Source organism: Limnohabitans sp. Rim8 (assembly GCF_945869175.1).
Classification (GTDB): domain Bacteria; phylum Pseudomonadota; class Gammaproteobacteria; order Burkholderiales; family Burkholderiaceae_C; genus Limnohabitans_A.
On sequence record NZ_CAMBNZ010000090.1, the window covers coordinates 1 to 11,642 of the forward strand.

Annotated in this window: 14 protein-coding genes; 10 read left to right on the plus strand and 4 right to left on the minus strand. The window is 56.9% G+C overall.

Going from position 1 to position 11,642, the window contains the following annotated elements; translation table 11 throughout:
• The first annotated feature begins 242 nt into the window (after nucleotides 1-242).
• On the plus strand, nucleotides 243-746 hold the full coding sequence (locus tag Q0O19_RS12100; RefSeq protein ID WP_295523330.1) for a hypothetical protein: 504 nt from the start codon (nucleotides 243-245) through the stop codon (nucleotides 744-746).
• A 57-nt stretch (nucleotides 747-803) separates the two neighbouring features.
• Here Q0O19_RS12100 and Q0O19_RS12105 read toward each other — a convergent pair whose 3' ends face one another.
• Nucleotides 804-2,078 (minus strand): sigma-54 dependent transcriptional regulator, encoded by a 1,275-nt coding sequence (locus tag Q0O19_RS12105; protein WP_295523332.1) that lies wholly within the window; start codon nucleotides 2,076-2,078, stop codon nucleotides 804-806.
• 325 nt (nucleotides 2,079-2,403) lie between these two features.
• On the opposite strand from Q0O19_RS12105, the gene Q0O19_RS12110 reads away from it, so the two are divergent.
• The 5 genes from Q0O19_RS12110 to Q0O19_RS12130 are packed head-to-tail and all read left to right on the plus strand — an operon-like array spanning nucleotide 2,404 to nucleotide 6,124.
• A complete protein-coding gene (locus Q0O19_RS12110; protein ID WP_295523334.1) occupies nucleotides 2,404-2,895 on the plus strand; it encodes an LPP20 family lipoprotein in 492 nt (163 codons plus the stop codon).
• 4 nt (nucleotides 2,896-2,899) lie between these two features.
• Nucleotides 2,900-4,135, plus strand: coding sequence for a hypothetical protein (locus Q0O19_RS12115; RefSeq protein ID WP_295523336.1), 1,236 nt, complete (start codon nucleotides 2,900-2,902; stop codon nucleotides 4,133-4,135).
• Between the two features lie 21 nt (nucleotides 4,136-4,156).
• Nucleotides 4,157-4,711, plus strand: a complete 555-nt coding sequence (locus tag Q0O19_RS12120) for a hypothetical protein (protein ID WP_295523337.1) — start codon at nucleotides 4,157-4,159, stop codon at nucleotides 4,709-4,711.
• A 22-nt stretch (nucleotides 4,712-4,733) separates the two neighbouring features.
• Nucleotides 4,734-5,846, plus strand: a complete 1,113-nt coding sequence (locus tag Q0O19_RS12125) for a flagellar hook-length control protein FliK (protein ID WP_295523338.1) — start codon at nucleotides 4,734-4,736, stop codon at nucleotides 5,844-5,846.
• Complete coding sequence (locus Q0O19_RS12130) at nucleotides 5,843-6,124, plus strand: EscU/YscU/HrcU family type III secretion system export apparatus switch protein (RefSeq protein WP_295523340.1); 282 nt, start codon at nucleotides 5,843-5,845, stop codon at nucleotides 6,122-6,124. Before Q0O19_RS12125 ends, Q0O19_RS12130 begins: the two co-directional genes overlap by 4 nt.
• 27 nt (nucleotides 6,125-6,151) lie before the next feature.
• Here Q0O19_RS12130 and Q0O19_RS12135 read toward each other — a convergent pair whose 3' ends face one another.
• The 3 genes from Q0O19_RS12135 to flgA form a co-directional block, all read right to left on the minus strand.
• Entirely contained in the window at nucleotides 6,152-6,583 is a 432-nt protein-coding gene (locus Q0O19_RS12135; protein ID WP_295523342.1) for a flagellar protein FlgN, read from the minus strand.
• A 7-nt stretch (nucleotides 6,584-6,590) separates the two neighbouring features.
• Nucleotides 6,591-6,893 carry a flagellar biosynthesis anti-sigma factor FlgM gene (gene flgM, locus Q0O19_RS12140; protein ID WP_295523344.1) on the minus strand — a complete coding sequence of 101 codons (303 nt, stop codon included), beginning with the start codon at nucleotides 6,891-6,893 and terminating at the stop codon, nucleotides 6,591-6,593.
• 147 nt (nucleotides 6,894-7,040) lie between these two features.
• The gene (flgA, locus tag Q0O19_RS12145; RefSeq protein WP_295523346.1) at nucleotides 7,041-7,916 is read right to left on the minus strand and encodes a flagellar basal body P-ring formation chaperone FlgA; all 876 of its coding nucleotides are present in this window, start codon (nucleotides 7,914-7,916) and stop codon (nucleotides 7,041-7,043) included.
• Between the two features lie 267 nt (nucleotides 7,917-8,183).
• Here flgA and flgB point away from each other — a divergent pair, with 267 nt between their 5' ends.
• From flgB to Q0O19_RS12165, 4 genes are all read left to right on the plus strand, one after another.
• Nucleotides 8,184-8,573, plus strand: a complete 390-nt coding sequence (gene flgB, locus Q0O19_RS12150; protein WP_295523347.1) for a flagellar basal body rod protein FlgB — start codon at nucleotides 8,184-8,186, stop codon at nucleotides 8,571-8,573.
• A gap of 2 nt (nucleotides 8,574-8,575) precedes the next feature.
• The gene (gene flgC, locus Q0O19_RS12155) at nucleotides 8,576-9,001 is read left to right on the plus strand and encodes a flagellar basal body rod protein FlgC (protein WP_295523349.1); all 426 of its coding nucleotides are present in this window, start codon (nucleotides 8,576-8,578) and stop codon (nucleotides 8,999-9,001) included.
• A 14-nt stretch (nucleotides 9,002-9,015) separates the two neighbouring features.
• The gene (locus Q0O19_RS12160; protein WP_295523351.1) at nucleotides 9,016-9,705 is read left to right on the plus strand and encodes a flagellar hook capping FlgD N-terminal domain-containing protein; all 690 of its coding nucleotides are present in this window, start codon (nucleotides 9,016-9,018) and stop codon (nucleotides 9,703-9,705) included.
• A gap of 44 nt (nucleotides 9,706-9,749) precedes the next feature.
• The coding region (locus tag Q0O19_RS12165; RefSeq protein ID WP_295523353.1) for a flagellar hook-basal body complex protein at nucleotides 9,750-11,642 on the plus strand (1,893 nt) is incomplete at its 3' end.

Consider the following 11,642-nt stretch of genomic DNA (forward strand, 5'->3'; position numbering starts at 1 on the left):
AGCGGGCCGATGCCACGCGCCAATTCATGCAAGGTCAAGGCATTGGCGCCAACCGTTTTTCACGCATCGAAGGTGTGGCCGACACCAACCCGAATGTGCCTGGCAACCCCGCCGATCCCCGTAACCGCCGGGTCAGCATCACCGTGCTCAATCAATGACCACAACTTGCCTTTTTGTGTCCAGCCCCCCTGCATGAGGACTGGACTGTCTTTAACCCATATCGCTCAGCGAGAGGTTTACCCATGTTGAAAAATATCGCCATCGGCATCGCCATCGGTCTTTTGGTGATGGGTGGCATTTGGGGCTTGGTGCACCTTCTGGGTGACAACGGCACCGTCTCTTCGGAATTGAGCGACACCCAAAAATTGCCTGGGGGCAACAAGGGCGTGATGGACTTGATCTGCGAACTGCAACTGGACCTGGACGGTCAATTGGCACTGGGCATCAAGGAAAACGAGCCCGCCCGTGTGGCCATGGCGCAAATTGACTTCGAGAAAAAGTCAGGCTGGTACCAAGGCCGAATCGCCATTTCCGAGAGCCGCGCCGGCACACTCAGCCTGATGGGCACACGGGTCAAAGTCTACCGGCCCGCCATGTTTCAGCGGTTTGGCGTTATGGTTACTGGGGAGGAGTTTGTAGTGGACCGCAAAACGGGCAGTTTTGAGCAATCGCTCAGCCTGTCAGACGGGCGCACCGTCAAACTCATCAAGGGCACTTGCGCCCAAGTGATCAAACCCCCATTTTGACTTTGGCCTTGCATGGGCTAGACACCCACCTGATGAGGGCACGGGATCGCTCGGACTTCAGGCGATATTGCGCAGCTCGTATTTGTTGATTTTTTCAATCAAGGTTGTTCTTTGCAGTTGCAGCAGTTTGGCCGTTTGGGAGACATTGCCTTGGGTTCGCGCCAGGGCTTGCTCGATCAAGCTGCGCTCGACTTCAACCAAGTGCTGCTTGAGCGACATGCCCTCAGGCGGCAAGGTTTGAATACCTTGGGCCAGCAAGATCGCTTGCTCAACATCGTTGATTTCATCGTTCGATGCCGACAAAGGTGCAGGGCTGAACGCCTTGACGGGCATGCTGAATGAACCAGAAGGGCTCGACAACAAGTGGGACATCGGATCGTCTTCGCGGTCAAACGGCGAAGCCCCCTCCGACTCTGAGCGCTTGGGCAAACCAAAAAGCAATTCCTCATCCACCGGCGAGACCACTTGCGAGACCGCGACCGAATCTTCCAGTGAGGGCAGGAATGTCGCAGCAGCGGTCAGACCGTTCTTGGCCAACCATTCGGCCTGCAAAGCGGCCATGCCCGGCGGCATCATGCACGCTGGCACCGTTTGCACATGCAACACCTGAGCGGGGTAGAGGGTAGAGAAGCGATCAACCAAATTGGACAACTCGCGCACATTACCCGGCCAAGCATAGGCCTGCATGAGTTGCATCATCTCGGGCGAGAAACGCACCGCACGGCCATGCGGCAAGGCATGCTTGTCGGCATAAAAATGAAGCAGGGCGGCGACATCCGAGGGGCGTTCACGCAAGGGCGTGGTGGTCACGGGCAAGACATTGATGCGGTAGTACAAATCTTCGCGGAAACGGCCGGCTTCGACCTCGGCTTCCAATTTTTTGTGCGTCGCGGCGACCACGCGCACATCCAAAGGCACCTCTTTGGAGGCCCCCACCGGCAAAATGCAACGTTCTTGGAGCACACGCAGCAGTTTGACCTGCATGTCCATGGGCAAATCACCGATCTCATCCAGAAAAAGGGTACCACCATGAGCGAGCTCAAAACGACCCAATCGATCGGACACGGCCCCGGTGAAACTGCCCTTTCGGTGTCCAAACAGCTCACTTTCAATCAAATCACGTGGAATGGCACCGCAATTGATGGGCACAAAAGGGCCTGAGGCCCGAGGGCCTTGCATGTGCAGGGACTGCGCCACCAGTTCTTTGCCCGTACCGCTCTCACCTGTGATCAACGCGGTGGACGCCGACGCCGACAGGGTTTTGATCAGGTCGCGCAAAAAATGCGTGGCTCGACTGTCACCTATGATGAAAGGTTGGGCGTGCGGTTTCATCCAAAAGCAAGAACAGGATCGTGGGGTGTCACTGGGTGAGTGCCAAGTATGATTCTTTTCAACTTAATGTTAAAAACGTCACAAATAACAATTTGTCTGTTTATAAATCAAAAATCGCAATTTGACCACCTTAAAATGCTTTCTTAAGGACTCAATCGGACAAAAATCATCTTTTTTGTTGAATTTTATGGTTCAAGCTTTGGCCACTTGAACAAGTGAGCACGATGTCTTGCACTCAAGACTTTTGCTGTGCTGTCGATACTTCCATCAAGACAAATCAGCTGGACCACCGCATTGAGTTGGTTCCAGCCACTGGAGTTTCAAGATGATTTTTCAACGTTCCATGGCGGTTTCTTTGCTCAGCTTGGTGGGCTTGGCAGGCTGTGAAAGCATACCCCTGAATGCGGTGACAGCCACCCAACCCAATGCGGCCACCACCGCGTCGATGATCACACCCATGGTTGAAAAACGCGAAACCCTGGTGGCCACAGGTTACGCCGTCATCAGCGTACAAAACCACAAAAACCCGGCGCAACAGCGCCTCTTGGCCATCCGCGCTTCCAAGCTCGACGCCTACCGCTCGCTCACCGAACAGGTCTATGGCCAACAGCTGGACGCCACCACCACCGTGGCCGACATGACCGTCATGAGTGACACCTTCCGGGCCAAGGTAGAAGGGGTGATTTACGGCGCCGTGCTGGTCAGCATCGCCCCCGTGGGAGATGACACCTACGAAACCACCTTGTCACTCGACCAGCATGTGGTGCGTGACCTGCGCAGCTTGTACTTGAACCAGCTCGCCGCTCGCCGCCGCTGACACCATGTTCACACCCGCTCGCTCACCGCACACCTGCCGCCTTGGCCAAAGTTTGGCCTGGGTGCTGGGCTGCACACTGGCCATGACGGCACAGGCTCAAATTGCGCAAGTGTCCAGTGCAGCGATGGGGGATGGCGCCATGCCGCAAGCCGCTGCCCGCAAAGACAGCCGGGCAGCCCGATCACCCACGGCGAAAGAACACGAAGCACAGCTGGGTGCGATCCGGCAGGCCATTTTGCAAGCCACCATCGACCGCCCCACGCGCGTGCTCAGCAGTGCTTGGATCGATGACAAAGGCGCTTTGCATGAGAGTGCGCATTTCCAATCAGAAGCCCAGGTGCGCGGGGTGCGCGTTCTGTCTTATTTGCAAGACGAACAAGACACGCCCCCTCAGGTCAGCGCTGAAGTGTTGCCTTGGGGATGGCGTGAAGCCCGGACCAAGGCCACAGAATGCAAGGCCCCTCCCCGCCCCTGGCGTTTGCCCCTGGTGATGCAAACCCGTGTGGACATGGGCTTCACAGGCGCTCAGCAATTTGCCAGCCAGTCGGTGATGAACTTGGTGAGCCAATCCTGGACACAGCAAATGCAAGCCTCACAGCGTTGGCGTGCGGAAACCAAGGCAAGCCCACCGGACAACGCCTACCTGCGGGCCTTGACCGGCCCCAGCGAAGGATCGACGGGCTGGACCGCTGAATTGGTGCTCAAGCCGCATGCGCCGACACAAGATTTCTCAATGCGTCCTGCTTGGTTTGACCTCAGCAAAAGTGAAACCGACTGGCGCTGGACCTTGAGTTTCACACTGGGTGAACGCCACAACAGCCAAGGTCCCATGGAGCCGCGTTGGCAGATTGAACAGGTCATCACGATCCGCCCACAAGAAGCCAGCGACAACCCCAGCGCATGGGTGCATCGCCTGAAAGAACAACTGGAACACCAGATGCAAGCGTGGGTTGGCCAACTGGACAAACGGTCTGCCTGCGAACCTGTTCAATTCCATGTGCGCAAAACCGATGCGAATAAACTCACTTTGCAGGCGGGCATGGACAGCGGCTTGCGGGCCGGCGACCGTGTTTTGTTGATCAACCCCAGCCATGTGCCCAGCCAAATGCTGGAGCCGGGAGCCACCCAACATTTGGCTTTGGCCCAAGTGGTCAACGTGGGCCGTGATCGCACAGAACTGCAACAATTGGCGGGCCCCACCTTGGCCACGCAAGGCCATTGGATGGCTTTGCCACTCTGATCAGGCCGCTTGAACCCTACCATGGACACCCATCCAATGACCGCTTTTACAGACACCTTTTCAAAGCGCACGCCGGGTCTGCGACTCTGGACATCGGCTTTGTTTTTCCTTGCCGCCTCGGCTGTGGCCCTGCCCGGTGTTCGCGCAGCGGAAACCTCGGCCACCGCCGCTGCTGCCCTCAAAGTGCTGTCCGCACCGCTGAACGGGGCCTACGACGCTTCGAACCCGTCGGGGCATTCGTCTGCATCCCACAACCCATCGGTGAACCTCATCACGGTTCAAAAAGGTGAAAGCATCGATGCCGTGTTGCGGCGAGGTTTACCGGGCATGCCCTTGAAAGACGAGTTCATGCGCCAAGCCTTGGCCAAAGCCAACCCCAAAATTTTCCCCAAAGGACAAACCTACCCGGTTCGTCCCGGCACGGTCTTGACACTGCCTTCGGTGGATGCTTTGCGCCAACACATCTTGGCGCAAAGCCCACAAGCAGCCGCCTTGTTTCAGGTCTCAGCGGTCAAAGAGGACGCCGAAGAGTCGAGGCCAGGCCCTGACAAACGCCGCTGGGTGCGCTTTCCTTGAATTCAGACCCAGGTAGCCCGGCATGATCACAGGGGCAGAAACCGCCCACCTCAGCCCCAAAACACCGGTCATTTACCTGGAAGGCAAGCTGCCGCTTGTGGTGGAACGGACGGCAGCAGAGCTGGGACTGCGCGATGGTCAGGTGGTGCAAGGCACTCTCGAATCCAAAGCCGAGAGCCTGCGGCTGAACCTGAAAAACCTCCAACCCGGGGCCTACGTCGACCTGCCGAAAGACTTGCCTGCGGGCTTGCGACTGGCCTCGGGAGACACCGCCTTGTTTCGGGTCCAGGTGCTGGCCAACGGCAGCATTTTGCTGCGACCGCTGCAAGCTGCGCCCGTCTCTACCCCTGCAGCCCCTGCCACGCCGGCGCCGGCGCTGCCAGGCCGCACCGAGCAACTCGGTTTCAGGCCCCCCGACATGAACGCTCTGGCCCAATTGCTCAGACCCGGGGTTCTCGAAGGCATGTTGCAAGGACTGCAAGCCTCAGCCCCCGAATTGGGGGCCTTGCGGCAATGGCTCAAGTTGCGCCCCGGCATGGCCCAACTCACCCCAGAAAAGTTGCAACAAGCCATGCAGCGCAGTGGCTTCATGACCGAAAGCCTGCTCAGTCAGGGCATGGGCGCAGGTCTGATCGACCTGAAAAGCGTCTTGCGGCAATTGATGCGAGGGGGATCGGCCGTGGACAAGGAAGGGCTGATCGGTGAAAGCCTGGACGACATCGAATCGCGCCAACTGATGGGGCAAGAAAGCCTGAATGGAAAGGAATGGGCGTTGTCGATGATGCTGCCCTTTGCAGACGCCGAGCCAGTGGCCATGCGCTTGACGCGCGGCAGGCGTCAGCCCGGCCAGGCCAAGCCCCCATTGGTCATCCACCTGCACACCCGCAACAAGGACCTGGGCGAAATCTGGCTGCAAACCCGCATCAGCGATCAAACCGACATTGACATGGTCATGTGGGCCGATCGGGAAGATGTCGCGAATCGGGCCAGGGCCTTGGCCAGCAATTTGGAACAAGAACTCGACAGCGCCGGCCTCAACATGACCCGGTTGCAAATCATCCACGGTCAAGGTCCGCAAGACCCCATGCCTTATGCGCCACCCGGCATGGGCAGTTTGCTGGATGTACAAACATGAAAGGCCCCCTCAAGGAAGCCATTGCGCTCGAGTACGGGGCCCGTAAAACCCCCGTGATCAGCGCCAAAGGTCAAGACGACCTGGCCCAAAAGATCATCGAAGAAGCCTTGAAACACGGGGTCTATGTGGCACAAGACCCGCAATTGCTCGCTTTGCTCAGCCGGATTGACCTGGATGCGGAAATTCCGCCAGAGATGTACACCGCCGTGGCGGTCATTTTGTCGTGGGTGTATTGGCTCAAAGGCATGCGCCCAGGCGATGAAAAAAAACGGACCTGAACCCGAGGCCTAAGGCCTGAGTCGCCGTCAAGCGAGTTGGTAACCCCAAGCGCCGGGGCGACGGGCGATTTGGCCCATTCGGTCGTACAAATCCACAGACGGTGCGGCGGACTCGCCTTGCAAGGCTTGCAATGTGCCTTTGACCGCCTGCAACTGGCGCTGCAACAATTGAATGTTGCGCAAATGGTCTTGTTTGCTTTGACGCAAGCTGCTTTGCACCTGTTGCCAAATGAGGGGCACAGGGTTTTGTGGCGCAGCCCACTCGGCCAAGCTGGCCAAGTTTTGCAGCAACAGGTTTTTTTCTTCCTGAATGGCCTCAAAGGCGTTCAAATCCCGCACTTTCAGGGCTTCAAACTCCAAACCCAAAATCTCCGCCAGACGCGCCACCGCATCGGGTGTTTCCAACAAAGCGGCCTCCCATGGGGAAGAAAGAGGGTCGGTGGCGGTCATATCGGTCATTGGAAAGTCAACCTTTGATCATTTTTTCGATCGCCACGAAGTTTTCGGCGATCCGGCGCGAGTCCACAGGGTACTGGCCCTGCTGGATCGCGGTCTTGATGGCCTCCACTTTGGCGCGGTCAAATTCGGGTTCTTGCATCACTTGCTGGGCCACTTTGCTCAAACGCAATTCGTCTGTGGCAGGCGCAGCGGAACGGGTCGCCTCTTGCGAAGCAGGGGCCAAGGCGCGTGGTTCACCCTTGGCAACCGACTGGCGGTTGGCAGATTCTATTTGGACCTTACGGCCGAAATGAGAGATGGGATCGGTCATTTGGGTTCTCTTTTCTGGTCTCTGAACATGGAGCTGAGACCTAGCTCGAATAGTGAATCGACATGAGATTCTAGAACTTGAGACAAAAATTGAATTTTTTGGGGTTGATGCCCTACAGCCATTACCAGACAACACCATGGGCTCACTTTAAAGACCTGAAACTTGGTTAGGGCCTTGCACACGACCACTCAATTCTCGACCCGAATCGCGGTTTTTGAGCTTGATCTGCTCACCAAAACGCCCGTCTTGCATGGCTTCGACCCGTGCAGAGATTTGGAACCCCTGGGCTTGCCCCACCGACAACAGCACCATCTGCCCCCGTTTCACCAACACGGTGGGCCGAATGTCCTGACTGCGCAATGGGGTGCCGGGCCGTACATCCCGAACCACTTCGGCGTGCATGACCTCTGAAGCCTGCTCCAACACATTCACGGGCATGTTGGAAGTATCGACCTGTTCGCGGGAAACATGAGTTTCATTGAGCATCATGCCCCGCTGCAAGGGCACTTTGGCCACCAATACCCATCGCTTTTCTGGCGCTGGCGCTGGCGCTGGCACTGCCACCAGTGCCGGTCTTGTCACTGTGGCTGGTGCCTCTGGTTTGGCTTGGGCCTGAATGTCGGGCGTCGTGCCTGTCACGCTGACACGCACATACTGCTGCCAAACAGGTTGCGCGCAACGCACGCGGATCGTTTCAGGGCTTGAGAACGGCACATCCATATTGAGGGCCTGGTTGCAAGCGCGCACCTTGACCCGGCTGTCGATGGGGGCCAAGGTGACCTGGTCGGGCTTGACTTTTCGGGATTGGGCGACCCATTTTTGAACCGATGCCTGCAAAACTTCAGTGGCAGAGGCCGAAGCGCTTTCGGTTTTGGCGGTGTTGGCCGCAAAAGCGGAGGTGCCCAAGAAGCAGACGGCCAAACCCCATAACAGCCCTCGGGTGATCAACAGGTCAAGCAATCGGCCAAGCGCTTGCCCAATGAGTTGCATGGAGGTGTGGGAGTTTTGACGGTCGGTGTGCATGAATCTTGTAAAGCAAAAACAAGACCAGCTTTGACCGACAAGGAGGACAGACCGCACATCGGCAAAGCTTTGCCGCCCAGAACCAAAGCTTGCCGGTCCAAGGGTTCAAGCAGCGCGCACGGCTGTGATCGGGCCATCAAAAGGTGACAGAAAAACTTGGCACAACTTTTGCAGGTATCGACACAAGCCCGCTCAACTTGAGTGGGCAACGTCAAAAGACCGACGCACCTTGAACATCTAACAACCTTCCGTAGACCAGGAGTCCAGATGAATTTGTTGAACCAAGCACTTGGCGTGCATGAACAAGCTTTGCAAGTCAAAAGCCGCCGCCTTGAAGTGTTGGCACAAAACATTGCCAACGCCGACACCCCGAACTACAAAGCGCGTGACATCGATTTCAAAGCAGTGATGAGCGCCGCCCAAAAACAAGACACCGCCATGGTGGCCACCAGCGCCGGTCACTACAACGCTGGCGAAGAAATTGGTGCCGATGGCATGCGTTTTCGCACCCCATTCAACACAGCATTTGACGGTAACACAGTCGAGATGAGTGTGGAACAAGCCCAGTACGGTAAAGCGGCCGCAGATTACCAGGCCACTTTGAACTTTTTGGAAAACCGGGTCAGCAGCGTGCGCAAAGCCCTGCGAGGAGACTGAGCATGGGCATGGACAACATCTTTGGCATTGCGGGCACGGCGCTCAACGCGCAGCTCACCCGAATGAACGCCACCGCTTCCAATCTGGCCAACGCCGGCACGGTCGCTACAACGGAAAAAGACGCCTTTCGGGGCAAGCGCGCCGTCTTCAAGGCTCTGGTGGACGAGCAAATGACCAACGCGGGTGCAGCCTATGTGGGGGGCGTGAAGATCGATCGGATGGCCGAAGACAACATCCCTCCTCGCCGTGTGTCTGACCCCAAAAACCCCATGGCCGACAAAGACGGTTATGTCTACCAATCGAACGTGAGCGAAGTCACCGAAATGGTGGAAATGATGGCTGCTGCCCGTTCTTACCAAAACAACGTGGAAGTCATTAACACGGCGCGTCAATTGATGATGCGCACGCTGGACATCTCCAAAGCCTGATTCGAAAGCCATTCATGACCACCGACACCGTCAGTTCATCCAGCCTGCTCAAAAACGTCACGCGTTACGAAGACGTCAAAGATGCAGCCAAAAAAACCAGCGAGGACATGGGCAAGCAAGATTTCTTGACCTTGTTCACAGCGCAGTTGCAAAACCAAAACCCTTTAGAGCCCGTCAAGAACGAGGCTTTCGTGGCGCAACTGGCCCAGTTTTCCCAGCTCGAAGCTTTGACCAATATGCAGACATCGCTGGACACCTTTGTGACCTCCATGTCGGGCGAGCGCATGCTCAACAGCGCATCTTTGATCGGCAAAAAAGTGGCCATCACCGACGCTTTGACGCCGCTTGCACAGGGCGGCACCATCGATGCCAGCATCGATTTGCCAAAGGGCGCTGCGGGTCTGCAAGTCAATGTGCTGGACGCCAAAGGCAACGTGGTCAAGGAAATCATTGCGGGCCCACAAATGCCCGGCAGCATGCCCTTGCAATGGGATGGCAAAAACACCGCAGGCCAAAGCGCATCACCCGGCTTGTACCGCCTGAGCGCACAAGCCGTCATCAACGGCAAAACAGCCACCGTCCCGGTCAACACCCTCGCCACGGTCAAATCGATCGTGACCAACCCATCCGACGGCAGCGTCAGCGTTGAAGTCGAAGGCGGCAAAACCCTTTTGCTCAGCGACGTCAAGCGCGTGGGTATTTGACCCTCCATCAGGACCTCATTTCAGATTAACAGGAGCCATACAGCATGTCTTTTTACACCTCTCTCACCGGACTGAACTCAGCCACTGCCCAACTCGCGGTGACCTCCAACAACATCGCCAACGTGGGCACCTCCGGCTTCAAGCGCTCGCGGGCCGACTTTGGCGACATTTTCTCCACATCGCCTTTGCAAAAGTCGTCCAGCAACATCGGTCAGGGCGTGTCGCTCAAGCAGGTGAGCCAGGAATTCAGCCAGGGCAACATCTCCACATCGGGCAACTCGCTGGATCTGGCCATCACGGGCGACGGCTTCTTTCCCCTGAAGACACCCGACGGTCTGCAAGACACCTACACCCGCAACGGTTCATTCACCTTGAACGACCAAAACAACGTGGTCAACTCCACCGGACAACGCCTGATGGCCGCCTCGGTGGACTCGTCCGGCAAAGCCGACTTGACCAACCTGAACGCCTTGACCATCCCGTCCAAAACATCGGGCGAAGCGGTGGAAACCACCCAAATTCAACTGGGTTTGAACCTGCCTGCGGACTCGGCAGTGATCACGGCCGACTTTGACCGCACCAACCCCAGCACTTACAACAAAAGCACCGCTTTGACTGTATACGACAGCGGCGGTAACGGTTACCTGGCCACGGTCTACTACGCCAAAACCCAAAACGCGACGTCGGACAGCCCTTTCTCGAAATGGCAAACCTACTTCTTTGTGGGTGAGACCGAAGTCGAGCCCGCCCTGCAACAGGCCACTGACAATCTGGGCAGCAACTATTTTGTGAACAAGTACGGCGATGTGTTGCCTAAAAGCGACTCACGCGTCGTGCCCAGCTCTGGCACCACCGAGATGTACACGTTGGACCAACTGACCGACGTGCGCGCATCATCACCAGCAACAGCGGTGGGCTCAGCGCTGCCAGAAGACATTTACACCGCGGGTGCATTTGTCGAAGTGCCTTCCGGCTCGGTGAGTTTCTCCATCATGGTCGATGGTCAGGAAGAGGCCACTGAAATCAGTTACACGCTGCAAAACATGGACGTCGACCCACAAGTGCTGGCTCGCAACCTTGAAATCACCATCAACAACGTCTTGGGCACCTTGGAAGACACAGAAGCCACCGAAGACACGGACGCGGTTGTCAACGCCCGCTATGGCATCACGGTCGAATTTGACACAGACACCGCCACGTTCTCGATTGCCTCCGGCACAACAGGTGACGATTCCAGCATCTCTATTCTTGATGCAGATGCACAAGCCATCGAACTTTTGGGACTGGAAGAGTCCGACAACTTGATCGTGGAGGCGTCCGAGACAACCGCGCTACGCGGCAAAACCAGTGAGCCTGCTGTCTTGCGTGGCGAAGTCATGACCATCAACACCAGCAAAAGCATCCAGGTCACCTCTTCCAACAAAGATTTCTTTGTGTCAGTGGACGGCATCGTCCAACAGATCGCGCTGCCTTTCCCCACCACCTACACCAGCATCGACAGCTTTGCCGCCGCCTTACAAGACACGATCAACACCATCACGGATGAGGAGAATGGGCTCGAGGTGAAGGTGTCAGGCGTGACGGTGGCTTTTGACACCAAAACCAAACAACTGGTCTTCACCACCGGCACCACGGGCAGTGACTCTGCCATCCAAGTCTCCGGGTCCGCAGATTGGGGTTTGGCAGACACCGAAATGCAATTCGGCACCACCACCGAATGGGTGAAGCTGACGCAATTCACCGAAAACGGCGCTTTGCAATACGTGAAGAACGGTGTTCAAACCGAAGACGTCACCGGTTTGTCCGACAAAACCGAGTGGTGGCCGGTCTACCTCGATCGCGGTGAATTGAGCTTCGATCTGACCGGTAAACCCGTTTCGCCATTGACTGACATGCCCTTTGAAACCGCCTTCTTGCAAGGTGGTAAGGGTGCGCTG